Source organism: Cellulomonas sp. JZ18 (assembly GCF_009720485.1).
GTDB lineage: Bacteria > Actinomycetota > Actinomycetes > Actinomycetales > Cellulomonadaceae > Cellulomonas.
The window spans coordinates 1233995-1258737 of sequence record NZ_CP045245.1 but is presented as its reverse complement, the minus strand read 5'-3'; the positions used below and the strand labels follow the sequence as shown (position 1 = coordinate 1258737).

Annotated in this window: 20 protein-coding genes and 1 pseudogene; 9 read left to right on the top strand and 12 right to left on the bottom strand. The window is 76.9% G+C overall.

The annotated features are described in order from the left end of the window. Positions 1-26: 26 nt before the first annotated feature. From GC089_RS18925 to GC089_RS05785, 3 genes are read right to left on the bottom strand one after another with little or no spacing between them, the layout of a single operon-like run. Positions 27-1493 (bottom strand): SDR family NAD(P)-dependent oxidoreductase, encoded by a 1467-nt coding sequence (locus GC089_RS18925; RefSeq protein WP_230685092.1) that lies wholly within the window; start codon positions 1491-1493, stop codon positions 27-29. Further along, positions 1490-2557 (bottom strand): NAD-dependent epimerase/dehydratase family protein, encoded by a 1068-nt coding sequence (locus GC089_RS05790; RefSeq protein WP_155376834.1) that lies wholly within the window; start codon positions 2555-2557, stop codon positions 1490-1492. Before GC089_RS05790 ends, GC089_RS18925 begins: the two co-directional genes overlap by 4 nt. Before the next feature lie 50 nt (positions 2558-2607). Further along, the gene (locus GC089_RS05785; protein ID WP_155376833.1) at positions 2608-3804 is read right to left on the bottom strand and encodes a zinc-dependent alcohol dehydrogenase; all 1197 of its coding nucleotides are present in this window, start codon (positions 3802-3804) and stop codon (positions 2608-2610) included. Between the two features lie 156 nt (positions 3805-3960). Between GC089_RS05785 and GC089_RS05780 the strand changes: the two genes are divergently transcribed. Beyond that, the gene (locus GC089_RS05780; protein WP_196250836.1) at positions 3961-4950 is read left to right on the top strand and encodes an alpha/beta fold hydrolase; all 990 of its coding nucleotides are present in this window, start codon (positions 3961-3963) and stop codon (positions 4948-4950) included. Next, positions 4947-6323: an MFS transporter gene (locus GC089_RS05775; protein ID WP_155376832.1), complete on the top strand. Its 1377-nt coding sequence runs from the start codon at positions 4947-4949 to the stop codon at positions 6321-6323. Before GC089_RS05780 ends, GC089_RS05775 begins: the two co-directional genes overlap by 4 nt. 175 nt (positions 6324-6498) lie before the next feature. On the opposite strand, the gene GC089_RS05770 is transcribed toward GC089_RS05775, so the two are convergent. From GC089_RS05770 to GC089_RS05745, 6 genes are all read right to left on the bottom strand, one after another. Beyond that, positions 6499-6894, bottom strand: coding sequence for a hypothetical protein (locus tag GC089_RS05770; protein ID WP_155376831.1), 396 nt, complete (start codon positions 6892-6894; stop codon positions 6499-6501). A 210-nt stretch (positions 6895-7104) separates the two neighbouring features. Further along, positions 7105-7671, bottom strand: coding sequence for a DUF1697 domain-containing protein (locus GC089_RS05765; protein ID WP_155376830.1), 567 nt, complete (start codon positions 7669-7671; stop codon positions 7105-7107). Positions 7672-7696: 25 nt separating this feature from the next. Next, entirely contained in the window at positions 7697-8281 is a 585-nt protein-coding gene (locus tag GC089_RS05760; protein ID WP_370514077.1) for a methylated-DNA--[protein]-cysteine S-methyltransferase, read from the bottom strand. 4 nt (positions 8282-8285) lie between these two features. Beyond that, complete coding sequence (locus GC089_RS05755) at positions 8286-9002, bottom strand: DUF6518 family protein (protein WP_155376829.1); 717 nt, start codon at positions 9000-9002, stop codon at positions 8286-8288. Positions 9003-9156: 154 nt separating this feature from the next. Further along, complete coding sequence (locus tag GC089_RS05750; protein ID WP_155376828.1) at positions 9157-9981, bottom strand: ABC transporter permease; 825 nt, start codon at positions 9979-9981, stop codon at positions 9157-9159. Beyond that, positions 9978-10994 carry an ATP-binding cassette domain-containing protein gene (locus GC089_RS05745; protein WP_155376827.1) on the bottom strand — a complete coding sequence of 339 codons (1017 nt, stop codon included), beginning with the start codon at positions 10992-10994 and terminating at the stop codon, positions 9978-9980. The genes GC089_RS05750 and GC089_RS05745 overlap by 4 nt, the downstream gene beginning before the upstream one ends. A gap of 177 nt (positions 10995-11171) precedes the next feature. On the opposite strand from GC089_RS05745, the gene GC089_RS05740 reads away from it, so the two are divergent. The 3 genes from GC089_RS05740 (at position 11172) to GC089_RS05730 (ending at position 13545) form a co-directional block, all read left to right on the top strand. Further along, entirely contained in the window at positions 11172-11783 is a 612-nt protein-coding gene (locus GC089_RS05740) for a hypothetical protein (protein WP_155376826.1), read from the top strand. A gap of 85 nt (positions 11784-11868) precedes the next feature. Further along, complete coding sequence (locus GC089_RS05735; RefSeq protein WP_155376825.1) at positions 11869-12852, top strand: YafY family protein; 984 nt, start codon at positions 11869-11871, stop codon at positions 12850-12852. A gap of 273 nt (positions 12853-13125) precedes the next feature. Then, complete coding sequence (locus GC089_RS05730) at positions 13126-13545, top strand: hypothetical protein (RefSeq protein ID WP_155376824.1); 420 nt, start codon at positions 13126-13128, stop codon at positions 13543-13545. Positions 13546-13686: 141 nt separating this feature from the next. Here the strand turns inward: GC089_RS05730 and GC089_RS05725 are convergent, their stop codons facing one another. Continuing rightward, positions 13687-15405 (bottom strand): mechanosensitive ion channel family protein, encoded by a 1719-nt coding sequence (locus GC089_RS05725; protein WP_230685091.1) that lies wholly within the window; start codon positions 15403-15405, stop codon positions 13687-13689. A gap of 332 nt (positions 15406-15737) precedes the next feature. Here GC089_RS05725 and GC089_RS05720 point away from each other — a divergent pair, with 332 nt between their 5' ends. The 3 genes from GC089_RS05720 to GC089_RS05710 all read left to right on the top strand — a co-directional run bounded on the left by GC089_RS05720 (position 15738) and on the right by GC089_RS05710 (position 20135). Beyond that, complete coding sequence (locus GC089_RS05720; protein WP_230685090.1) at positions 15738-16352, top strand: polysaccharide deacetylase family protein; 615 nt, start codon at positions 15738-15740, stop codon at positions 16350-16352. 71 nt (positions 16353-16423) lie between these two features. Continuing rightward, positions 16424-17275, top strand: a complete 852-nt coding sequence (locus tag GC089_RS05715) for a DNA-3-methyladenine glycosylase (RefSeq protein ID WP_230685089.1) — start codon at positions 16424-16426, stop codon at positions 17273-17275. 130 nt (positions 17276-17405) lie between these two features. Beyond that, entirely contained in the window at positions 17406-20135 is a 2730-nt protein-coding gene (locus GC089_RS05710) for an HAD-IC family P-type ATPase (protein WP_155376821.1), read from the top strand. 119 nt (positions 20136-20254) lie between these two features. Here the strand turns inward: GC089_RS05710 and GC089_RS19940 are convergent. Then, positions 20255-21313: pseudogene (locus GC089_RS19940) on the bottom strand (MFS transporter); the annotation flags it as partial. Between the two features lie 78 nt (positions 21314-21391). Here GC089_RS19940 and GC089_RS05700 point away from each other — a divergent pair. Further along, entirely contained in the window at positions 21392-21811 is a 420-nt protein-coding gene (locus tag GC089_RS05700; RefSeq protein WP_155376820.1) for a MerR family transcriptional regulator, read from the top strand. Positions 21812-22307: 496 nt separating this feature from the next. Here GC089_RS05700 and GC089_RS05695 read toward each other — a convergent pair whose 3' ends face one another. Beyond that, entirely contained in the window at positions 22308-24644 is a 2337-nt protein-coding gene (locus GC089_RS05695; RefSeq protein ID WP_155376819.1) for an esterase-like activity of phytase family protein, read from the bottom strand. Positions 24645-24743 lie beyond the last annotated feature (99 nt).

Genomic DNA, 24743 nt, shown 5'->3' with positions numbered 1-24743 from the left:
GGCGCGACAAGCACCTCGCCGTGGCGTCAGGCGACCGGGTCGTCCGGCCCCCACGTCGTCAGCGCCAGACGGCGGGCGTCCGCCGCGAGGATCGCGGGGGTCGCCGCCCGCAGGGACTCCACGGTGTCGGCGCCGGCGCGCACGAACCGCCCCGACAGCTCGTCCAGCTCACCGTCGGCGAAGCCGACCGCGAGCGCGACGACCTCGGCCGGCTCCGTCCAGTCGGTGCGGTCGTCGTGCACCGGCATCCCGCGGGTCATGTCGGTGCGCACGACGCCCGGGGCGAGGTCGAGCACCCGCACGCCGCGGCTGCGGTACTGGTGGTCGAGCTGGGTGGAGAAGCGCGCGAGCGCACCCTTGCTCACCGTGTAGCCGGTGTACGTGGGCTGCGCCCGGTGCCCGGACCCCGAGTTGATCTGCAGGACGCGCCCGCCGCCGCGCGCCAGCATGCCCGGCAGCACCGCGTGGGTCACGAGCAGCGGACCGCGCACGTTCGTCTCGACGACGCGCCAGACGTCCTCGACGTCGTCCTCGGCGAACGGCAGCTCGTCCTCCTCGATCACGCCGGCGTTGTTCACGAGCAGCCCGACGCCGCCGGGCAGCCCCGCCTCGACGCGCGCGACCGCGTCGGCCACGGCGGTCGCGTCCACGAGGTCCGCCGCGGCGACGGCGACCGCGGCGCCCGTCGCGCGGACCTCGTCCGCGACCTCGTCGAGCCGGGAGCGGGTGCGTCCGACGAGCCCCACCGCGTACCCCGCGCGGGCCAGGCCGAGCGCGAGCTCGCGGCCGATGCCGCGACCGGCGCCCGTCACCAGCGCCGTGCGCGGCACGGGCGGCCCCTCGGGCGTCGTCGGGGCGGTGGTGCGGGGCAGGGCGGCGTCGTCGCTGGTGGTCACCCGCCCATCGTCGCGCACCGGGGCGGGTCCCGGCCGCGGGGACGTCCGGGCCCGGTGCGCCGCAGCCTCAGAGCGCGTCGACGACCTCGCGCAGCGCGTCGAGCTCGATGCGGCCGCGGTACCGCACGCCGTCGACGAAGAGGGTCGGCGTGCCCGGCACCTCCAGTGCGAGCCCGTCGGCGTAGTCGGCGCGCACCGCCTCGGCGAAGCGCTCGGCCCGCTCCCCACGAGGTCGTCGGGGTCGAGGCCCAGCGCGGTCGCGTGCGCGCGCAGGTCGTCGTCGGTGAGGCGGTCCTGCTGGTCCAGCAGACGGTCGTGCAGCTCCCAGAACCGCCCCTGCGCACCGGCGGCCTCCGCGGCCAGCGCGGCCGCGAGCGCGTGCGGGTGCACCTGGAACAGCGGGAAGTGCCGCCACACGAGCCGGACCCGGCCGTCCGACTCCTCGACGAGCCGGCGCAGCACCGGCCCCGCGGCGCGGCAGTACGGGCACTCGAGGTCGCCGAACTCGACGACGGTGACGGGCGCGTCGAGGTCCCCGAGCACGAACCGCTCGGGGTCGACGGCGGTGGGCGTGACGGACGGCGTGGGCGCGGTCATGCGTCCGTGGCCTCCCGGACGAACCGGCCGCGGCGCGGCGTGAGCGGCGGGCTCGCCGTTCCCGAACCCTGCGCCATGCCCTCGACGACCTCCTGCAGGGCCTGGACCGCGGTGTACCGGGGACGCCACGCGAGCATCTCCTCCGCGCGGCTCGTGTCGAGCAGCGGGACCGACCCCGCCAGGTCCAGCCAGCCGGGGTCGATCGGTGCGACACGCGCGTGCCAGGCGGCCGACAGGGCCGCCCGCGCCACCGGGCGCGGCACCTCGCGGATCTTGGCCTGCGACAGCACCGCCGCGACGTCCGGCCCCCGCAGGATGCCCGGGCCCGCGAGGTTGAACGCGCCGCGCACCTGGCGGACCACCGCCTCGCGGGCGGCCTCGGCGAGGTCGTCCGCGTGCACCGCCTGCACCCGCACCGCGCGCGGCCACGGCAGCACGGGCAGGCGTCCGTCGAGCAGGCGCGCGGGGACGAACGGGCCGAGGAAGATGCCCTTGATCTCGTTGCCCGCGGCGCGCTGGAACACCAGCGCGGGCCGCAGGCGCGCGATCGCGAGGCCCGGGTGCGCCTCCTCCGCCTCGTCGAGCACGCGCTCCTGGGCCGCCTTGTCCACGCTGTACCGCGACGACGGCACGCCCACGGCGGGGAACAGCTCGTCGTGCAGGTCGTCGTCCACCGCCGGCCCGTACACGCCGACCGACGACGCGACGACGAGGTGCGGGACCCCGGCACGGCGCGCGGCCTCGACCACGCGGCGCGTCCCCTCGACGTTGACCTGCCGCTGGTAGGCGCGGGCGTGGCTGGGCTGGATCGCCCACGCCAGGTGCACCACCGCGGCCGCGCCGGCGAACGCGTCGGCGAGCGTGCGCAGCACCGTCTCCTCGTCGTCGTTGCGCGCGCTGATGTCGCACGCCACCCACTCCGCGACGTCGTACGGCGGCGGCGGCGCCTGCCGGGGCGCGCGGCGCGTGACCCCGACGACCGACGTGATGGTGCTGTCCGCGCGGAACCGGCGCAGGATCGCCGTCCCCAGGTTGCCGCTCGCCCCCACGACCACGACGCGCATGGTGCCTCCGTCCGTCCTCGTCCCCGTGCCCTGCCCGCGTGCCGTGGCGCTCAGGCCGCGGGGTCGAGCACGACCTTGATGCAGCCGTCCGCCTTGCGCTGGAACACGTCGTAGTACTCCGGCGCGCGCTCCAGCGGCACGCGGTGCGTGCGCAGGTCCAGCACGCCGAGCGGGTCGGAGTCGTCCGTGACCAGCGGCAGGATGTCGTCGACCCAGCGCCGCACGTTGGCCTGGCCGAAGCGGACGGTGAGCTGACGGTCGAAGACGTCCATCATCGGGAACGGGTCGATCGCGCCGCCGTAGACGCCCACGACCGACACGGTCGCACCGCGGCGGGCCACACCGATCGCGGTCTGCAGCGCGGCCATCCGGTCGACGCCGGCCTTCTCGATGAACGGCTTCGCGAGCGCGTCGGGCAGGAAGCCGGCGCCCTTCTGCGCGAGCTCGAAGACCGGCGACCCGTGCGCCTCCATGCCGACGGCCTCGACGACGGCGTCCGCGCCGCGGCCCTGCGTGCGGTCGCGCACGACCGCGGGGACGTCGTCGCACGTGGAGGCGTCGAGGACGTCGACGCCGTGCCGCGCCGCCATCGCGAGCCGCTCCGGGATACGGTCGATGCCGATGACGCGGCCGGCGCCGCGGTGCAGCGCGATGCGTGCGGCCATCTGCCCGATCGGCCCGAGGCCGACGACGGCGACCGTCCCGCCGGGCGGCACGTCCGCGTACGCGACGGCCTGCCACGCGGTCGGCAGCACGTCGGACAGGTAGAGGTACGTCTCGTCGGGGCGGCCGTCGTCCGGCACGACCACGGGCCCGTACTGCGCCTGCGGCACGCGCAGGTACTGGGCCTGCCCGCCGGGGACGCTCCCGTACAGCTCGGTGTACCCGAACAGCGCCGCGCCCTTGCCCTGGCTGCGCACCTGCGTCGTCTCGCACTGGGACTGCAGCCCGCGCGTGCAGAAGAAGCACGTGCCGCAGGCGATGCCGAAGGGGACGACGACGCGGTCGCCGACCTTCAGCCGGCCCGCGGCCTCCGGCCCGACCTCCTCGACGACGCCCATCGCCTCGTGGCCGAGCACGTCCCCCGGGGAGAGGTAGGGCCCCAGCACGCCGTACAGGTGCAGGTCCGAACCGCAGATCGCGGTCGACGTCACCCGGATCACCGCGTCGGTCGGCTCCTGGACCCGCGGGTCCGGGACGGTCTCGACGGTGACCTTCTCGCGGCCCTGCCAGGTCAGTGCGCGCACGCTGCCTCCTCGTGGGTACGGGCCCCCCGCTCTCGGCGTCCACCGTCGCACCGGGCGCGGCGCGCTGCATCCGGAGGGGCGGCCCCCTGCCGCTGCCGTCGCGCGCCGTCCTCGATACGGTCGACGAGGACGCCGCCGCCCCGCGAGGAGGTCGCCGTGACCGAGACCGCCGCCGCTCCCCCGCGTCGCCGTCGTCGCCGGTGGCTCGTCACGCTCGGCGTCGTCGCCGTCCTGGCGCTCGTCGTGGCGCTGCTCCTGCGTCAGCCGTCCCCCGTGGGCCACTGGCGCAGCGCCGACGGGCACGACCGGTACCTCGCCGCGTACGACGAGGCGTTCGCCGACCTGCCGGAGCCGGAGCGGACGCGCGACGTCCGCACCGACTTCGGCGTCGTGCGGGTCTACCGCTTCGCCGGTGCCTCGACGCGGACGACGCCGCTCGTGCTGCTGCCCGGCACGGCGTCCGGCACGCCCGTCTGGGCGGACAACCTGCCGTCGCTGCTGGACGTCGCCGACGTCTACGCCCTGGACCTGCTGGGCGAGCCGGGGCGCAGCGTGCAGGAACGGCCGATCCGCGACCACGGCGACCAGGCCGCGTGGCTCGACCAGGTGCTCGCCGCGCTCCCCGAGGACGCGTTCCACCTCGTGGGCCTGTCGATCGGGGGGTGGACGGCCACCAACCTCGTGCTGCACGCGCCCGAGCGGGTGGCGAGCCTGACGCTGGTCGACCCCGTGCGGGTGTTCGCGGACATCCCCGCCGGCACCGCGGTCCGCTCGCTGCCGGCGTCGGTGCCCTGGCTGCCGCGCGCGTGGCGGGACTCGTTCGCCTCGTACACGGCCGGCGGCGCCCCGGTCGAGGACGTGCCGGTGGCCGAGATGATCGAGGCCGGCATGCAGGGGTACGCCATGCGGCTGCCGCAGCCGTCGCTCGTGCCGGAGGAGGACCTCGGGCGGATCGACGTGCCGGTGCTCGCGATCGTCGCCGAGGAGTCGGTCATGCACGACGCGTCGCGGGCCGTCGAGGTCGCCGAGCGCGCGCTGCAGGACGGCACGGTGAGCCTGTACGAGGGCGCGTCGCACGCGGTGAACGGCGAGGAGCCGGAGCGGATCGCGCGGGACGTGGCGGCGTTCCTGCCCGCGGACCGGTGAGCGGGACGACCGGCCGCGCGGGCGCCGGCCCCGGCCCGCGCGGGGTCCTCGCCGTGACGGTGACGCTGTGCCTCGTCCAGCTCGTCGACGTGCTCGGCGTGACGGTCGTCGTGACGACGCTGCCGTCGATGCTGCGCGACCTCGACGCGAGCGCCGGCGAGGGCACGTTCGTGGTGACCGCGTACGCGATGTTCTTCGGCGGGCTGCTCATGGTCGCGGCCCGCCTCGGGGACCGGCTCGGGCACCGGCGCGTGCTGCTGGCGGCGATCGTGCTGTTCGGCCTGGCGTCGGTGCTGGGGGCCGTGGCGGGGGGCGTCGCGCTGCTCACGGCCGCGCGGGCGCTGCAGGGTGTCGCCGCCGCCGCCTCGGTGCCCGCGGCCCTGCGGCTGCTCACGACGCTCGTGCCCGAGGGGCCGCTGCGCCGGCGCGCGGTGGCGGCGTGGAGCGCCGCGGGGGCCGCGGCCGGGGCCACCGGGTTCGTGGTGGGCGGGGCCGTGACCGAGGTGGCGACGTGGCGGGCGGTGTTCTGGCTGACGCTCGCGCTCGCGGCGGGCCTGCTCGTGGCCGTGCGGCTCGCGGTCCCCGCCGACGGCGCCCGGCGCACCGACGTGCGCGTGCCGTGGACGTCCGCGGCGCTGCTGACCACCGGTGCGATGGGGCTCGTCGCCGGTCCGACCCTGCTCGCCGAGAGCGGGGCCGTCGTCACCGGGGCGTTGGTCCTCGCCACCGGCGCCGCCGCGACCGTCGGCGTCGTGGCCGTCGAGCGCGCGGCGCGGGAGCCGCTCGTGGCGCGCGAGGCACGAGGGTCGTCGCGGCTCCGCTGGGGCACCCTCGGCTCGTTCGCGAACACGGCGACGACCAGCTCGTCCGCGACCGTGGCGACGCTGCACCTGCAGGACGAGCTCGGGCTGACGCCGCTCGCCGCAGCGTCGGCGCTCGTGAGCGTGAGCGTGCTCGCGGTCGTGGGGTCGGCGCTCGCACCGCGGGTCATCGCCCGGCTGACGTGGCGGCGGACCATGGGCGCGGGGCTGCTGCTGGTCGCCGTCGCGAACGCCGTGCTGGTCGCGTGGGCCACGCCGGCCGCGGTCGCGCTCACCGCGGCGCTCAGCGGCCTGGGCCTGGGCGCCTCGTCCGTCGCGGCCAACGACATGGGCACCAGCGTCGCGGAGCACCTGCGCGCGACGGCCGCGGGCGTGCTCAACACCGCGGCCCAGCTCGGGACCGCGCTCGGGACGGCCGCGGTGCTGCTGGTCGCGTCGGCCACGTCGGCGCGCGTGGGCTGGGCCGTGGTGGCGGGGCTGGCCGCGGCGGCCGGCGCGGCGTGCGCCCGCCGGCGGTCCCCGGCGGTCGAGCCCGCGGCGGCCCAGGCGTGAGCCGCGACCTTTCTGGAGACCTTCGCCCGCCGGCTGCGGGCCGGCGCGCCGACCGCCTCCTCGACCTACGGGCCGACCACGCGGCGCGCGGGGTCGGCGTCGTGCCGCGCCGCGGTCTCGCGCGGCCTGCGCGGACAGTCAGGTCGGCACGGCGCGACGCTCCGCCGGACGGCGCTCAGCCCGACGTGTGCAGCCCGTCGAGCCCGCCGACCACCTCGTCGCGCTGCCGCGCGGTGAGCGCGTCGGAGGTGAACACCACGGCGATCCGCCCGGAGCGGCGGGCGTCCTGCACGCTCGCGTCGACGAACGCCTGGGCGTCGTCCTGCGACCTGAACATCAGCAGGTCCGCGGTGTCCGCCGCGACCGCCCAGCGGCACGACACGTCGTCACACGTGCTCGACGTGATGTCCCGGGCGTTCGGGAGGTACGGCGCGAAGACCGAGTCCTCGCGCAGCACTGTCTCCTGAGGGATGTCGTCGCGCCCCTCGAGGAGCGTGCCCACCCCCCACACGGCGACACCGAGCGCGAGGGCGGCGCCCACGCCGACCCCGACCCACCGGATGCGCGTCACCGGGTCACCCGTCGCACTCGTCGTCCGTCGGACGTGTTCGGGTGCGCCTTCTCCAGGTCGCCGTGCAGGCGAAACCGGGACACGATCCCCTCGACCACCTCCCGATGATCCCGGAACGGCTGCGACCGCCCCGCGACCCGCGGCGCCATCGACGCGATCCGCTCCTACCGGGGATCGCCGAGGTCCGCTGCGCGACTCGCCCGGCCACCATCACCCCGGCACCGCGCCCGACTGGGGAGACGCGCCCGAGCGGGCGTCGGCCATCGCCGACAGCGTCGTCACCGTGCGCCAGTTGCGGGCGGTGCCGGCAGGACCCGGCAGGCTCGCGAGGCGCTGCGCGAGCCGCGAGCGGCCCATCCCGCCCGGCAGGAACAGGTAGACCTCGCGTCGGCCGACGGCCAGGTCCTCCGGGTGGAACGCGGCGACGTCGAGGTCGGGTGCGGCCGCCGGTCCGGGGCCGGGGAGGAACACGACGTGGTGGTGGGTCGGGTCGGCGTCGCGGTCGAGGAACGGGTTGCCCGCCACGACGCCGCGCGGCTCCTCGGCGGTGCGCACGACGACGTCCGGCCGGACCGCGGGGAACGCCTCCGCGCACGCGGCCCGCAGGCGCGCGGCGACGGCCTCGGCGTCCGGATCGGGCGACGTCAGGACGACGTTCCCGCTGTTCACGTACGTGCGCACGTCGCCGAAGCCGCTGTCCGCCACGACGCGGCGCAGGTCGGCCATGGGGACCTTCGTCGCGCCGCCCACGTTGACGCCCCGCAGCAGGGCGACCATCACCGTCACCGTCGGGCCCGCCGGCTCAGAACAGCAGCGCGGGGCCGCCGACGACCCGCCGCTCGAGGTCGAGCAGCGCGCGCTTGCGGTCCAGCCCCGCGGCGAAGCCGACCAGCTTCCCGCCCGCGCCGATGACGCGGTGGCACGGGACGACGATCGCCATGCGGTTCGCGCCGTTCGCCGCGCCGACCGCGCGGGCGGTCGTGCGCGGGTCGAGGCCGACCGACTCCGCGAGCGCGCCGTACGACGTGGTCGTGCCGTACGGGATGCGCCGCAGGCCGTCCCAGACCTTGCGCTGGAACGCGGTGCCGGCGTACCGCAGGGGAAGGTCGAAGTCGCGCAGGTCCCCCGCGAAGTAGGCCGTGAGCTGACGCACCGCCTCGGCCAGCAGCGGGTCGTCCCGCGGGTCGACGCGCTCCCCCACGTCGTCGGCGGCGGGCGTGCCGTCGGTGCGCGGCAGGCGCAGGTGCGTGACCGCCCCCTCCTCCACGGCGACCACGACCGGCCCCACGGGTGAGCCCAGCACGGCGTGCACGAGGCCCGCCTGCGGGGCACCCTCCGGCACGGCGGCCTCCGGCACGGGTCGCGTCGTCCCCGTCGTCACGTCCACGTCCTCATCCTGCCCCTCGCCCCCGACATCGCGGCACCCGCTGCGCCGCCACCCGAGCAGACGCCGCGGGACAGCGCGGCGTGAGGTCACGCGAGCGCGTGCAGCGCGAGGAAGCCGCCCGCCCCGCGAGCAGCGCGGGCCCGAGCCACGTGAGCACGAGCACGTGCTGCCGGTGGCGCAGCCCCAGCAGCACGAACGCCAGCGCCCCCACGACCGCGAACGTCACGGCCTCGGCGGTGTACCGCAGCACGACGCCGTACTGCACGACCGCCTCGGCCAGCCACACCGCGACGAGCACCGCCGCACCGCGCCCGCGCTCGCGACCGTCCCCGCGCCACCACGACTGCCCCGCCAGCCCGGCGACCGCGCCGCCGACGACGCCCAGCACCGCCCACACCAGCACCCACGGCAGCGACGCGGGGTAGCCCCGCAGCGACGCCGTCAGGTAGTACCCGGGCACCTGCGCGAGGCACGCGAGCAGCCCGAGCAGCGCGCCCCCGCGGCGGCTGCGCGCCGTCGCACCGGCCAGGAAGGGCAGCACCAGCCAGGGGCTCACGGCGTTCGCGAGTGCGGCCACCCCGGGGAGGGTCAGGTACGTCTGCGCGAAGGACGTGAGGCCGCCGGACGCGAGGCCGGCCACGACGGCGAGCGCGCCGTGGGCGGCGCCGCGGGTGGCGGAGGGGACGGCGGGGCGTGCGGGCGCGAGGGTGGAGGACGTCACGTGCCGAGGGTCGCGTCCGGGAACGGCGCCGCGCGTCCGGCCGCGGGCGTCACGTCCTCACGGCCGGGTCCGCCCACGGTCGGACCCGGCCGCGCCCCGCGGACGACGGCGCCCGCACCGGACCCACCGGTGCGGACGCCGCCACGCGTCGCGGTCAGTCCGCCGAGCGCAGGATCGTCCGCACCCCGACGACCAGGCCGAGCCCCGCGGTCGCCGCCGCCGCCAGGACACCCCACAGCACGGCGGACGCCGTCAGGTCCCCCGCGAACAGCGCACGCTCGGCGTCGACGACCCAGCGCAGCGGGTTCACCTGGGCCGCGGCCTGCATCCACCGCGGCCCGCTCTCGAGCGGCAGCAGCAGGCCGGACAGGATCATCAGCGGGAACAGGACGGTCTGCTGCACGGCCCAGAACATCCACTCCTGCTTGCGCACCGCGATGGCGAGGGCGTAGCTGAGCGAGCCGAGACCGACGCCCAGGACGGCGAGCAGCGCGAACCCCAGGACGGTGCCGACGGGGTCCGGGCGGAACCCGAACGGCAGCATGACCGCCACGACGATCAGCGCCTGCGCCACCAGCGGCACCATCTCCTTCAGGGACCGGCCGACGAGCTGCGACGAGCGGGACAGCGGCGTCACGAGCAGCCGCTCGTGCGCGCCGGTCTGCATCTCGTACTGCAGGTTCGAGCCCGTCGTCGACGTGCCGAACAGGGTCGTCATCACGAGGATGCCGGGCACGAACCACTGCCACACGCCGCCGCCGGGCAGCGCGCCGCCGGCCGACCCCGCGAGCAGCGGGCCGAACAGGGCGAGGAACACCAGCGGCTGCACGAGCCCGAACACCACCGAGAACGGCTCGCGCACCACGGGCCGCAGCTCGCGGGCCATGACGAGCCACACGTCCGACCACCACGAGCGGCGGACCTCCGGCGCGGGGGGCGCGTCGACGCCCGCCGCCTCCTGCGTCGTCGTCGTGCTCATGCCGCGTCCTTCCCGGCGGCCGCGGCCGCCTGCTGCTCGTCGGGGTCCGCGACGGCGGGGCCGCCGTCGCGCAGGCTGCGCCCGGTCAGGGCGAGGAAGACGTCGTCGAGCGTCGGGCGGACGGCCTGAGCCGCCACGACGCCGACACCGGCCGCGTCCGCGGCGCGCACGACGGCGGGGACGGAGGCCGGCCCGTCGGCGACCCGCCCCGACACGTGCGCTCCCGTCACCGCGACCTCGCGCGCGCCGGGCAGCCGCTCGACCAGCGCCGCGAGCCGCGCGGCGTCCTCGGGCGAGCCGGCGGTGAGCTCGACGCGGTCGCCCGCGAGGTCGCGCTTGAGGCCGTCGGCGGTGTCGTCGGCGATGACGCGGCCGTGGTCGACCACGACGACCCGCTCCGCCATGGTGTCGGCCTCGTCGAGGTAGTGCGTCGTCAGCACGATCGTCATCTCGTGCTCGCGCCGCAGCCGCAGCACGTGCTGCCACAGGTTGGCGCGGGTGTGCGGGTCGAGGCCCGTGCTGGGCTCGTCGAGGAACAGCAGCCGCGGGGCGTGCACGAGGCCGAGCGCGACGTCGAGGCGGCGACGCTGGCCGCCGGACAGGTCGGTGACCTTGCGGCGCGCGAGGTCACCGAGCTCGAGCGCGTCGAGCAGCTCGCCGGCGCGACGGGGGGCGCCCGCGCGGTCGAGCCCGTACACGCGGCCCTGGACCACGAGCTCGTCGCCGACGCGCTGGGCGTGCCCGGCGCCGTTGCCCTGCCCGACGTAGCCGATGCGCCGCCGGACGGTGGCCGGCGCGGTCGTCACGTCGGCGCCCGCGACGGTCGCGGTGCCGGCCGTGGGACGCAGCAGCGTGGTGAGCATGCGCATGGTCGTCGACTTGCCGGCGCCGTTCGGGCCGAGCACGGCCACGAGCTCGCCGGGGGCGACGTCGAGGTCGACGCCGCGCACGGCGTGCACGGTCTCGGTGCGGCTGACGACGAAGTCCTTCGTCAGTCCTCGGGTGCGGATCATCGGGTCTCCCTGCGAGGCGGTTCGGCGGTGGGACGTCCCCACGTTCCCGCCGGAAGAGGTCAGATCCTGTCCGGCACCGCGGGCCGTCTGCTCCGTCCTTCGGAGGAGGTGGTCGACGCGGTCTCGGCCGTCCGCGGGACGACGGACGGGGCGTCGACGGGGTGGGCTGGAGGCACCATGGACGACCACGACGACCACGCCCCGGACCCCGACCGCGCCGACCGCCTCCGGGTCTTCCGACCGGTCCGCGGGTGGTCCGTGCTGTGGCGCGGCGCGTTCGGGGTCCGCCACGTCGGTGCCGAGTGGGTCGTCGACGTCGACTACCTCGACCCCGACGAGCGCGTGCGCCTGTACCGCGACGGCACGCTCGTGGACGAGCGCCGCTCCCCCGCGCGGTTCCCCCTCGGTGACGGCGCGCGGGTCGAGGCCGCGCTGAGCACGTGGGGCATGCGGCGCGTGCGGCTGGTGACGCCGGACGGCGCCCGCGACCTCGAGCCGCTGCCCGGGACCGCCGAGGCGTGGCGCGACCGGGTGGACCGTGAGCACCCGGCGGCGAGCCGGCTCGTGGCGGCGGCCGCGTGGTGCGTGCTCGCCGTCGGCGCGGTCGCCCAGCTGCCGGCCCTGCTCGGGCTGGTCGAGCGTGGCCTCGGGATGGTCGGGGCGTCGTGGGACGCACCCGCGCTCTGGGAGCCGTCCGGACGGTGGGTGCCGTGGCTCGCGGCGGCGGCGGTGGTGGCGGCGCTGGACCGGGGGCTGCGCCGTCGGTGGTCGCCCTGGCTGGACGACTGAGCGGGGCGGCGAAGCCGGACGACCGAGCTGCCCGGCGCGCCAGAAGCGGTCACGTCCTGTCCGCCACCGGTGCGAGTCTGGTGCCATGTCCGGACCGTCCGCCCGCCTGCTGTCGCTGCTGTCGCTGCTGCAGTCGCGGCGCGACTGGCCCGGGGAGGTGCTGGCCGACCGCCTCGGCGTCAGCCCCCGCACCGTGCGGCGCGACGTCGACCGGCTGCGCGAGCTCGGCTACCCGGTGCACGCGACGAAGGGACCCGACGGCGGCTACCGCCTGGAGGCGGGCAGCCACATGCCGCCCCTGCTGCTCGACGACGAGCAGGTGCTCGCCCTGACGCTGGCCCTGCAGACCGCGTCCACCGGCGTGGACGGCGTCGACGACGCCGCCGGGCGTGCCCTCGCCACGCTGCGGCAGGTCATGCCCGCGCGGCTGCGTGCGGCGGCCGACGCCCTCGCCGTCACCGTCGTCCCGCGCGACGAGCGCCCTGCGCGACCTGCCGTGCCGCCCGACGTGCTGCTCGCCGTGGGCGCCGCCGTGCGCGCACGCGAGGTCCTGCGGTTCGACTACGAGGGCGGCAGCGGACCGGTCCTGGGCAGCGGGGACGGCGCCTTCCGGCCCCCACGCCGCGTCGAGCCCCACCACCTCGTCACCTGGGGCGGGCGCTGGTACCTCGTCGCCTACGACCTCGACCGGTCCGACTGGCGCACGTTCCGCGCGGACCGCATGTCGCCGCGCACGCCGACCGGACCCCGGGTGGCCGCACGCACCGTGCCGGGCGGCGACGTCTCCGCGTTCGTCGCCGCGCGCCTGGGGGCACGCCCGGCGTGGCCGTGCCGCGGCGAGGCCGTGCTCGACCTGCCCGCCGCCGAGGTGGCGCGCTGGGCGGGGCGGGACGCGCTGGTCGAGCCCGTCGCCGACGACCGCGCCCGCCTCGTGACCGGCTCGTGGTCGTGGGACGGGCTCGCCGCGATGCTCGTGATGTACGAGGTGCCGTTCGAGGTCGTGGGGCCCGACGAGCTGCGGGACGCGGTGCGGCGGGTCGCGCGCAGGCTCGAGCGCGCGCTCGGCTGACCGGCTTCCCGCACCCGTGCGCTCAGGACGGCCACCAGCCGGCCGATGGGCAGCGGGGACGGGAGGACGCGTGGAGGGCATCACCGCGATCGGGGCGCGCGTCGGCGCGATCCAGCAGACGCTGGCGTCGCTGTCGCCACGGACCGCGTCCGCACCCCCGCGGGGGCCACGGGCACGACGGGCGGCGACGGCTTCGCCGCCGCGCTCGCGTCGCAGGTCGCGCAGGCCACCTCGCCGCAGGGGCCGGGGACGGCCGCCGGGGCCCTGCCGGACGTGCCCGGGCTCACGGCGGAGCAGGTCGGCAACGCACGCGCGGTCGTCGCGGCCGGTGCGGCGACGGGCCTGTCGCTGCGGGACCAGGCGATCGGCGTGATGACGGCGATGGGCGAGTCCTCGCTGCGCGTGCTCGACCGCGGGGACGCGGCGGGTCCCGACAGCCGCGGGCTGTTCCAGCAGCGCGACAACGGGGCGTGGGGCACGTACGCCGAGCGCATGGACCCGACCGCGAGCGCGACGAGCTTCTTCCGCGCGCTGGCGCGCGTGGGCGGCCGGGACGCCATGGCGCCGACGCTCGTCGCGCACGCCGTGCAGCGCAACGCCGACCCGCAGCACTACGCGAAGTACTGGGACCAGGCGGTCGCGGTCGTCGCGCGGCTCACCGGCGCGACGCGCGCGCAGGTCGCGGCGTCCTGACGGCGCCCGTCCGCGGCGCGACGTCGCGACCGCGTCGGCACTGCGTCCGCACCCGTCCGCACCGCGTCCGCACCGCGTCGGCACCACGCCGGCCACGCCGGTACCGCGTCGACACGGCGCCGGCACCCGGCCGACGCTGCGTCACTCGCTCCCCGGGTCGCTCTCGCCGCGCGTGCGCGTGGACCGACGCGTCGGCGGGGTGGGCCGCTCACCCGCCGCCTCGAGGCGGGGCTGCGGCCGCGTGCGCGTCTCGGGCTCGTGCCCGCCGGGCACGGGTCCGCCGCGCCCCTCGTGGACGGGCGGGCCGCCCGGCGCGTCCCCGAGGCCGTCACCGGGGGCGTCCGCGTCCGCTGACGGGCGGGGCCGGTCGCCGTGCGCGGGCCCCTCGACCGTCGGCACGCCGCCGCTCGCGGCCTGCTCCCGCTCGTCGATGGCCTCCTGGCCGGGGCCCGAGAACGCCTGGGACCGCGCGACGGCGTCGATGCTGCCGGTGAACAGCCGCGCGTCCTGACCCGCCGGCGCCAGGCGCTGGGTGTCGTCGGACGCCCACTCGCCGGGGACCGGCAGGACGACCGTCGCCCCCTGCCCCGGCCGGGACGGTGTGCGGACGCGACCCTCGACGGGCCGGGCCGAGGGGGCCGGCGGCGGCTCGGGGCCGTCGTGCCGCGGCCGGCCGCCCGTCGGCGTCGGCGCCTGCGTGCCTGGCGGGGTCGGGACGCCCGACGCACGGAGCGGGGCCTCGCCGCCCTCCCACCGGGTGCGCGGCAGGCCCTGCGGCGCCTCGCGCTGGAGCCAGGCGACGAGTCCCTCGCGCACGTAGCAGCGCAGGTCGAACAGGGTGGGGGCGTCGACGGCGCTCGCGAGGGCCCGCACGCGCACGACCCCGCCGACGGCGTCGGTGACCTGGAGGATGCCGACGCGCCCGTCCCACAGGTCCGTGACGGACAGCAGCCGCGTGAGCTCGGCGCGCATCGCCTCCACCGGCACCTCCCAGTCGACGTCGAGCTCGACGGTGCCGAGCAGCTCCGCGGCGCGGCGGGTCCAGTTCTCGAACGGGGTCGTCGTGAAGTACGTCGACGGCAGGATGAGCCGCCGGTCGTCCCACACGTGCACGACGACGTAGGTGAGCGTGATCTCCTCGATGCGGCCCCACTCGTCCGCCACGACGACCACGTCGTCCACCCGGATGGCGTCCGTGAACGCGAGCTGCAGGCCGGCGAAGACGTTCGCGAGGGAGCTCTGCGCGGCCAGGCCCGCGACGATCGACAGCAGGCCCGCGGACGCGAACACGCTCGCGCCAACCGCACGCGCGCCCGGGAACGTGAGCAGCACGGCGGCGGCGCCGATGACGACGAGCACCGCGACGGTGATGCGGCGCAGCACCTGCACCTGCGTGCGCACGCGGCGCGCGTGCCGGTTGTCCTTGACGTCGACGCGGTAGCGCTGGAGGGCGAGGTCCTCGAAGACGAACGCGAGCGACCCCACGAGCCAGGTGACGGCGACGATCGTGGCGATGAGCAGCGCGTGCTCCACGCCCGGTCGCCACGCGTCGGACGGGTCGGTGCTCAGGCGCAGCGCGACCCAGACCGAGACGACGAGCAGCGTGACGCGCAGCGGTCGCCGGGAGCGCCGCGAGAGGTCGGCGGCGAGCACGCTGCGCGGGGCCAGCCGCCGCACGAGCGCGCCGACGGCCGTCGCGAGCAGGTAGCCGACGACGACGCCGCCGGCCACGGCGAGCAGGGGCACCACGACGGTGCCGACGTCACGCACGACCTCGACGACCTCGGGCGACGGGCTCGGGGTCGCGGCGGCGCGGAGCGGGGCGGGAGGAGGCGCAGGGGTGTGGAGCAGACCGGGCACACGTCCAGGTTAGGAAGAACGACCCGGTCCCGCCCCCGGCGCTGGGGGCGGGACCCGGTGCAGGAGCCGTCTCGCCGGCACGAGGCGTGGCGGACTCCTTGACCCTGACGGGCGGCCCGGCTCTCGCCGGACCCTCTTCGTGCGCGGACGGACGTGAAGGTCGTGACCCGCGGGCGGCCGGTCGGCTGTGGTCCGATCGGCTTCCTGCAGCATGGCACCGTCACTTCACCCGCGCATCTCGAACGAGCGACCTGCTCTCGACCTGCCACGTACCCGCCCTTGACGGTCGGTTCGTCGGCGACGCGGGACGGCGGACCGGGAGGATGGGCGCCGTGAGCACCGGTCCCCTCTCCCGCGGCGACGTCCTCGAGGTCGTCCCCTCCCCCGCCCCCGCCCGCACGGTCGTCCTCACGTTCGACGACGGCCCGAACCCGCCGGACACCCCCGCGCTGCTCGACGTGCTCGCACGCGAGGACGTCCGCGCCGTCTTCTGCCTCGTCGGGGAGCAGGCGCAGGCGCACCCGGACCTCGTGCGGCGGATCGTCCGGGAGGGGCACGTGCTGGGCAACCACTCGTTCCACCACGACGACCTGGAGGAGTGGGAGCCCGACGCGGTGCGCGGCGACCTCGAGCGCACGCTCGCGGCGATCCGGGCCGCGGTGCCGGACGCCCCCGTCCCGTTCTTCCGGGCGCCGTTCGGCCACTGGGGTCGCGCGATCCCCGTCGCCGGGGAGCTCGGCATGCGCCCGCTGGGGTGGCAGCTCGCCGTGTGGGACTGGGAGCCGCCAGGGGTCGAGGAGCTGGTCCGCCGGCTGAGCGGCGTGGTGCCGGGCGGGATCGTCCTGCTGCACGACGGCGGCGGCGACCGCAGCCAGACCGTCGAGGCGGTCGCGCGGCTCGTGCCCCGCCTGCGGGCCGAGGGGTGGACGTTCACCGTCCCGGCATGAGGACGGCCGGCTCCGCAGGGTGGACGCCGGCTCCGGCCCGGGTGTCGGCACCGGCCCGTACCGTGGCGGGCGTGCACGCCGCCGCCCGCCTCGACCCGCTCCCCGCGCTGTCCTCGGTCGCCGCACGGGCCGTGCCGGGGGTCGAGGAGGTCGACGCCGCCGCGGGGACGGTGCGGCGGCTGGTCGACCTGGGGGCCGGCCCCGTCCCGGTGACCGTGACCCTGGCACCGGACGGTGCCACGGCACAGGTGGCGGGCCCGGGCACGCCCCCGGACGGCACCGACGCGGCCCTGCGTCGCCTGCTGGCGCGCTGGTTCGGCGTCGACGACGACCTCGACGCGGTGCACGCCGCGCTCGGCGCCGACCCGGTGCTCGGCCCCCTGCTGCGCACCCGTCCGCACCTGCGGGTGCTCGGGCACCCGGACGGCTTCGAGGCCGCGGTGCAGGCGGTGCTGACGCAGCAGGTGTCGCTGCGCGCGGGGCGCACGCTGGGTGCCCGCCTGGCCGAGGCCTACGGGCGGCCCCACCCGAGCGGTCTGCGCGCGTACCCCACGCCGGAGGCGGTCGCGGCGGCCGACCCCGTGACGCTGCAGGCGGTCCTGCGCGTGCCGCACGCCCGCGCCGGCGCCGTGCACGCGATCGCGGTCGCGTGCGCCGACGGGCTCGCGCTGGCGCCCGGCGCCGACGTGGGGCAGGTGCGACGCGCGCTGCTCGCGCTGCGCGGTGTCGGGCCGTGGACGGCGGACGTGGTCGCGCTGCGGGCCCTCGGCGACCGCGACGCCTTCCCGTCGGGCGACCTGGTGCTGCGCCGGGCGCTGGCGGTGCCGCACGCGCGCGACGTCGCTGCGGCGGGTCTGGCGTGGGCGGGGTGGCGGGGGTGGGCCGCGACGCACCTGTGGGCGTCCGTGGGCTACGCGGACTGACGCCGGTCACGCCCGTGCAGCTCCCCCGCGCGGTGCGGGGCAGCGCCCGCCGGCCCCGGCCGGACCTCCGACCCAGGACAGGAGCGTCCGCGGGTGCCACGCTGGCAGGGTCCGGTCCGGCGCACCCGAGGTGAGGCATGAGCGCGACCAGCCCCGACACCACCACCGCCCCGCCGGGCCCCCGGCCCCGTGGGCGGGGACCCCCGACGAGGTGCTGCGGGCGCTGCGGGCGCGGCCCCGCGGGCTCACGGACGACGAGAGCGCCCGCCGGCTGCGGGAGCACGGGCCCAACCGGCTGCCGACGCCGCCGCGGCCCCACCCGGTCGTGCGGTTCCTGCGGCACTTCGACGACGTCCTCATCTACATCCTGCTCGCGGCCGCCGTGCTCAAGGCGTTCCTCGGGGACTGGGTCGACTTCACCGTGATCCTCGTGGTCGCGGTCGTGAACGCCGTGGTCGGCATGGTGCAGGAGGGGCAGGCGGAGCGGGCGCTCGACGGCATCCGCACGATGCTCTCGCTCGAGGCGACCGCGCTGCGGGACGGGTCCTGGACCGCCGTCGACGCGGAGGCGCTCGTGCCCGGGGACGTGGTGCGGGTCCGCTCGGGCGACAAGGTGCCGGCCGACGCGCGCCTGCTCGAGGCCACCGGCCTGCAGGTGGACGAGTCCGCGCTCACCGGCGAGTCCGTGCCCGCCGCCAAGGACGTGGCGCCGGTCGGTGCCGACGCCGGTGTCGGGGACCGCTCGAGCATGCTCTTCTCCGGCACCATCGTCGCAGCCGGCACCGCGGTGGCCGTCGTCACCGCCACCGGGGGCGGCACCGAGATCGGCCGCATCCAGTCGCTCATCGCCGACGTCGACCGCACCGAGACGCCGCTCAAGCGCCAGCTCACGCGGCTCGGCACGCTGCTCTCGCGCGGCATCCTCGCGATGGCGGCGCTCATGCTCGTCGTGGGGCGCGTCATCCACGCCTGGGACCCGCCCGAGCTGATCTCCGCGGCGATCGGGTTCGCCGTGGCCGCCGTGCCCGAGGGCCTGCCGGCGCTCGTCACGGTGACGCTCGCGCTCGGCGTGCAGCAGATGGCGCGCCGCCACGCGATCACGCGCAAGCTGCCCGCGGTCGAGGCGCTGGGGTCGGTCACCACCATCTGCTCGGACAAGACGGGCACCCTCACGCGCAACGAGATGACGGCGCGCACGGTCGTCACCGCCGCCGGCACCTACGACGTCGAGGGCCTGGGCTACGAGCCGGCGGGCCGCGTGACGCGCGACGACGGGGCGGCCGCGCCCCTCGCCGTGCACGGCGACCTGCGGGCGCTGGTCGAGGCGGCGGCGCTGTGCAACGACGCCCGCGTGGTCGCGGACGACGCCGGTCACTGGCGGGTCGTCGGCCAGCCCACCGAGGGTGCGCTGCGCACGCTCGCGCTCAAGGCGGGGGCCGACGTGGAGGGTGCCGAGCGGCTCGCCGCCCTGCCGTTCGAGTCGGCCAACAAGTTCTCGGCGACCCTCGACCGCCTGCCGGGCGGCGCGCTGCGCCTGCACGTCGTCGGGGCCCCGGACCGCCTGCTGGAGCGGGCCGTCGCGCAGCGCGGCCCGGACGGCGCGCCGGGGCCGCTCGACGTCGCGCACTGGGAGGCGACGGTCGACGCGCTCGGCGGCCAGGGGCTGCGCGTCCTCGCGGTGGCGTACCGCGACGCCGCGTCCCCCGCGGCGCACGTCGCGGTCGACGACGTCGCCGACGGTCTCGTGCTGCTCGGCGTCGTCGGGATCGTCGACCCGCCCCGGCCCGAGGCGGTCGCGGCCATCGCCGAGTGCCACCGCGCGGGCATCGCCGTGAAGATGATCACCGGCGACCACGTCGGGACCGCCGTGGCGATCGCCCGCGAGCTCGGCATCGTCCCGGCCGGGGAGCAGGTGGACGCGCTCACCGGCGCCCAGCTCGAGGCGATGAGCCAGGAGGAGCTGCGCACCCGGGTCCGCGACGTCGACGTGTACGCGCGCACGAGCCCGGAGCACAAGATCCGCATCGTCCGCGCGCTGCAGTCCCACGGCGAGGTCGTCGCGATGACCGGCGACGGCGTCAACGACGCCCCCGCGCTCACCCGCGCCGACGTCGGCATCGCGATGGGCATCAAGGGCACGGAGGCGACGAAGGAGGCGGCGGAGATCGTCCTCGCCGACGACAACTTCGCGACCATCGAGCGTGCCGTCGAGGAGGGCCGGCGGATCTACGACAACATCCGCAAGTCCGTCGTCTTCCTGCTGCCGACCAACGGCGCGCAGTCGCTTGTCATCCTCGTCGCGGTGATGCTCGGGCTGGCCCTGCCGCTCTCGCCGGTGCAGATCCTGTGGGTCAACCTCGTCACGGCCGTGACGCTGTCCCTCGCGCTCGCCTACGAGCCGGCCGAGCCGGGGATCATGGACCGCCCGCCGCGCTCCCCGCGCGAACCTGTGCTGTCCCGCCGGGCGCTCGTGCTGGTCGTCGCGGCGTCGCTGCTGATCGGCGGTGCGACGCTCGCCGTGTACCTCGCGGAGAAGCAGCTGGGCGCGGGCGACGGCGTCGCGCAGACGTCCGCGGTCACCGTGCTGGTGCTCGGCCAGGTCGCGTTCCTGCTGTCCTGCCGCTTCCTCGGCCGCTCGAGCCTCACGCCGCGCGTGCTCGTCGGCAACCGCGTCGTCTGGCTGGCCGTGGGCGTGCTGCTGGCGCTGCAGCTCGTCTTCACCTACGCCCCGTTCATGCACGGCTGGTTCGAGTCCGCACCGATCGGGCTGCGTGACTGGGGGCTGGCCGCGGGGGCCGCGGTGGTCGTGCTGCTGCTGGTCGAGGCGGTCAAGGCGCTGACCCGTCGGACCGGTCGCTGACGCGCCGTCAGCGCGACGAGGCCCGCGGCGCCCGCCGCGGCGACGAGGGCGGCGGGCAGTGGGACCGCGCCGGCGCCGGCGCGGTCGACGACGACGCTGCCGAGCGCGGCGCCGGCGGCGATGCCCCCGTTCATGACCACGGGGATCACCGCACCGGCCGCCGTCCGCAGCGACTCGCCGGCAGCCCGCATGACCGTCGTCTGGGTGAGCGGCGGCAGCGCCCCCGTCGTCAGGCCCCACGCGACGACGACCACGAGGCCGGCGACGGGGTGGGCCCCCGCGGCGGGCACCGCGGCGAGCACGACCGCGACCGCGACCGCCGTCAGGGGCAGCGCGACCGCGGTGCCGCGGTCCCCGAGGCGCCCGACGACCGCGACGCCCACGGCCGAGGCCACGCCGAGCACCAGCAGCAGACCCGTCATGCCGCCGGGCAGCGCGGCCGCCGGCCCGGCGAGCAGGCGCGTGACGAACGTGTACGCGGCGAAGTGCCCCACGAGCACGACCCCGACCAGCCCGACGACCACGAGGATCGGCCCGAGCGAGGCCCGCGGGGCGTCACCGCGGGCCGCGGTGGCGTCCGGGCGGCCCGGCAGCACGACCGTGCGGACGAGCACGGCGGCGACCAGCGCGAGGACGGCGAGGCCCGCGAACGCCGCGCGCCAGCCGCCCGCGGCCGACGCGAGGTTCGCGAGGGGCACGCCCAGCACGGTGCCGAGCGTGGCCCCGCCGAGCACGACGGCGACCGCCCGCCCCAGCCCGGCCGCGGGCACGAGCTGCGCGGTGTGCGCGTTGACCGTGGACCACAGCAGCCCGCACGCGGCGGCGCCGAGCAGGCGCGCGGCGAGGACGAGCGCGTAGGCGTCCGCGAGCGCCGTCACCGTGGCCGAGGCCGCGAAGACGACGAGCGCGGCGGCGACGACGTCACGGCGGCCCCACCGGGCGGTGAGGCGCACGAGCGGGACGCTGGCGAGGACGACGGTGAGCGCCCACGCCGAGACGAGCATGCCGGTGCGGCCCGGCGGCACGCCGAGGTCGGCGCTCATGGCGGGGAGCACGGCGGTCGGCAGCATCTCGCCGGTGACCAGGACGAACGTCGACCCGGCCAGGACGAGCAGGCTCGGCCACGGCAGGGCCGCGGGCGGTGCGGAAGGGCTGTGCGGAGCGGCTGACGGTCTCATGTCCGCGACGCTAAAGTCTGACATCAGTGTGAAGGTCAAGGGGTGACGCCGACGTCGCCACGGGCATGGGGAGGACCGATGAGGATCGGCGAGCTGGCACGGCGGACCGGCGTCTCCACCCGGCTGCTGCGCTACTACGAGGAGCAGGGCCTCCTGGCGCCGGCCCGGTCGACGAACACCTACCGCACCTACGGCGAGGAGGACGTCGCACGCGTGGACCGCGTCGCGGGGCTCGTGCGCGCCGGCGTCCCGACGCGCCTCATCAAGGTCCTGCTCGACCTCGAGGAGACGCAGGCGACGGACCTGGCGGCGTCGTGCCCCCGCACCGTCGCCGAGATGCTCGCCGCCGAGCTGGCGGGCCTCGACGAGCGCATCGCGTGCCTCACGCGCAGCCGCCGGACCCTGCACGACTACCTGGTGCGGACCGAGCACGACGTGCTCGTCGCGGACGCGGCGCGCGCGACCCGCGACGCCGACGGCGCACCCGCGCCGGTCTGACCGGCGCGGCCTACCCCGGCCGCCCGTCGGTGCCGCCGCCGCGCCCGGCCCCCCGCCCGCGCCGCCCCCACCGCGCTCGGGCGGGACGAACCAGCGCACGGACCGGGCGACGTCACCCGCGCGCAGCCACGTGTGCCGCTCCGAGCGCGGGTCGCCCGGGTCGTCGCGCCACGCGACCATCACGTGCCCCCGGGTCCAGCGGACGGCACGCGCCGGGCGCCACTCCTCGTCGCCGTCCGTCCAGACGACGCGCACGATGACGGGCACGTCCCCCTGCGGACGCGTCGGGATCCCCTCCGGGATCTCGCTGTTGGCCACCTCCCGACGTCCGGGGGGTGGTGGTGCGAGGGGGGCGGCGCGGTCGTGCATGGCGCCATCGTATCGAACAGGTGTTCGACCGCACGCCACCGCCCGGGTGGGAGGTCGGGACCCCGTGCGGCCACCCCGACCGGTGCCGGCGGCGCCTCCTGCCCCGCGGAGGCGCCGCCGGCGGTCCTCAGCCGACCGTCGCCACCGCGACGTCGGGGTGGTCCGAGAACACGGCGTCGACGCCCGCGTCGACGAACGCGCGGATCTCCGCGGGCAGGTCCCCGTGCGCGGCCGGGTCGGCGCTGCTGCGCAGGTCCGCGGGCAGGAACTGGTTCTCGGCGCGGAACGTCCACGCGTGCACCTCGAGGCCGGCGCGGTGCGCGTCACGCACCACCGTGGTCGGGGCGCCCAGGGAGCCGTCCGCCTCCCGCGGGACCACGACGTCCTTGCACGCACCGAGGCCGTCCGCGTAGCGGGCGATCTCGCGCAGGCCCTGCCGCGTGACGAGGTCCGCGTACGTGCGGGGGTCGCCCGCCGCGACGAGGTCCCACGGGGCGCCGCTGCAGCTCACGAGCTGCGCGAGGCGCACCTTCGTCATGCGGTCCAGCTCGCGCAGGTTGCCCGTCTCGAAGCTCTGCACGATCACCGGGGCCTTCTTGTGGTCCAGCCCCGCCGCGCGCAGCTCCGCCACGAGCGGCTCCTCGAGCGAGAGACCCACCGAGTCGAAGTACGACGGGTGCTTCGTCTCGGGGTACACGCCGACCTGCTCGCCGTCGCACGTGACCGAGTGCCGCGCGAGGTCGAGCACCTCGGCGAGCGTCGGCACCTCGTACAGGCCGTCGAACGCGGCACTGCCCGGGCGCAGGGCCGGGATGCGCTCCTTCGCGCGCAGGGTGCGCAGCTCCGCGAGCGTGAAGTCCTCGGTGAACCAGCCGGTGACCTGCTGGCCGTCGATGCTCTTCGTCGTCCGCCGGTCGGCGAACTCCGGTCGCGTCGCGACGTCCGTCGTCCCGCCGATCTCGTTCTCGTGCCGGGCGACGAGCACACCGTCCTTCGTGGCCACGACGTCCGGCTCGATCCAGTCGGCGCACTGCCGGATCGCGAGCGCGTACGCCGCGAGGGTGTGCTCCGGGCGGTACCCGCTGGCACCGCGGTGCGCGATGACGTCGACCTCGGCCGGGCGCACGCGCTCACGCCGCAGCTCGACGAGCGCCATCTCGGTGTCGTCGGGCGTCCCCGGCACGCGCGCCGCGTTGCCCGGGTAGTTGTTGTCGTTGCCGATGAGCAGGCGGCCGTCCCGCAGCTGCACGACCGTCTCGAACGACTGCACCGGCAGGCTGAACGGGTCACCCGTGCCGTACCCGTCGCCCGCGCCGATGCCGTGCGGGTTCGCGATGTCGAGGGCGTCGAGCACGAGCTCCTTCTCGAGGAAGCCCTGCCGGTCCTCGCGCCGCAGGTCGACGCGGTACACGCGCTTGACCACCGACGCGGCGCCGTCGAAGTTGTCCCGCTCGACGAGCAGCATCTCGTGCTTCCCGACCCAGAACGCGTCACCCACGAGGTCGCCCTCGCGGTCCGCGCGGTAGTCCCACGTGCGGCCCGTGTAGGCGTTGCGGCGCGTGTCGAACTCGTGCACGACGCGGCGGCGCTGGTCCGGGTCGGCCGTGTAGGCGTTCTCCAGGACCGGGTACAGGTACCGTCCGTCGCGCAGACCCGCGAGCGCCTCGAAGCCGGCCGACGCGCGGACGGTCGGCTGCTCACCCGGTGCGAGGTAGGGGTTCTGCGGCGACGCGGCGCCGGGCAGCGGGACCGGCGGCGCCAGCAGCTTGCCCGTCGCGTCGACGTGCAGCAGGAACGGGCCGAACTCCTCGCCGATCCAGAACGAGCCGTCGCGCGCCCGCACGATCGACTCGACGTCGAAGTCGGCACCGGTCAGGAGCCGGTCCGGGGTGTCACTGTGCGTGATCGGGAAGTCGACGTGCCGGTCCGGGTCGCGCAGCGCCAGGTGCTCGCCCAGGCGCAGCTCGCCGCTGCCGCCGTCCGCGGTCTGCCAGTCGGGCGTCACGCGGTTGATCCGGAGCAGGAAGTCGGCGGAGTTGGCCTTGGTGCCGAACCCGTTGTCCGGCAGCGCCCAGAACGTGCCGTCGCCTGCGTCGACCACGCCGGAGAACCCGGGGACGACCTGGCCGGCGAAGGGCCCCTGCCGGCCGTTGGCGGCGGAGGCGAGCGCGCCCGACGGCGGCCCCTCGGCGAGGAAGTCGGCCGACAGCGTCGCCCGCGCGACGAGCGTCGGGACGGTGACGGTGGCACGACCACGGTCGTGGCCGCGGTCGTGTCCCCGGTCGTGGCCGCGGCCGCCGTCGAGCGTGGCGGCGTCCGCGGACGCGCCCTCGGCACCCGCCGCGTCGACGGCCGTGTCCGCGGCCGCCGACGGCACGGCCGCCGAGGCTGCGGTGGGGAGGAGGCCGGCGCCCAGCGCGAGGGCGGCGGCCAGGGCGAGCGGAGGCACGACGCTGCGTCTCATGCGTCCCAGTGAACGACTCATGGGCGTCACTGAACAGGACCAATCCGACAGACCGCCGTCCCGGTGGTGCGCGGCCGGTGACGACCGGGTGAACGGGCG

Bases quoted from the DNA above. Each gene is read 5' to 3' on its own strand.
- GC089_RS05740 (WP_155376826.1), top strand. From the start codon at position 11,172: ATGGACGACCACGACGACCACGCCCCGGACCCCGACCGCGCCGACCGC.
- GC089_RS05700 (WP_155376820.1), top strand. From the start codon at position 21,392: ATGAGGATCGGCGAGCTGGCACGGCGGACCGGCGTCTCCACCCGGCTG.
- GC089_RS05695 (WP_155376819.1), bottom strand. From the start codon at position 24,644: ATGAGACGCAGCGTCGTGCCTCCGCTCGCCCTGGCCGCCGCCCTCGCG.
- GC089_RS18925 (WP_230685092.1), bottom strand. From the start codon at position 1,493: ATGACCGCGCCCACGCCGTCCGTCACGCCCACCGCCGTCGACCCCGAG.
- GC089_RS05765 (WP_155376830.1), bottom strand. From the start codon at position 7,671: ATGGTCGCCCTGCTGCGGGGCGTCAACGTGGGCGGCGCGACGAAGGTC.
- GC089_RS05750 (WP_155376828.1), bottom strand. From the start codon at position 9,981: ATGAGCACGACGACGACGCAGGAGGCGGCGGGCGTCGACGCGCCCCCC.
- GC089_RS05745 (WP_155376827.1), bottom strand. From the start codon at position 10,994: ATGATCCGCACCCGAGGACTGACGAAGGACTTCGTCGTCAGCCGCACC.
- GC089_RS05735 (WP_155376825.1), top strand. From the start codon at position 11,869: ATGTCCGGACCGTCCGCCCGCCTGCTGTCGCTGCTGTCGCTGCTGCAG.
- GC089_RS05790 (WP_155376834.1), bottom strand. From the start codon at position 2,557: ATGCGCGTCGTGGTCGTGGGGGCGAGCGGCAACCTGGGGACGGCGATC.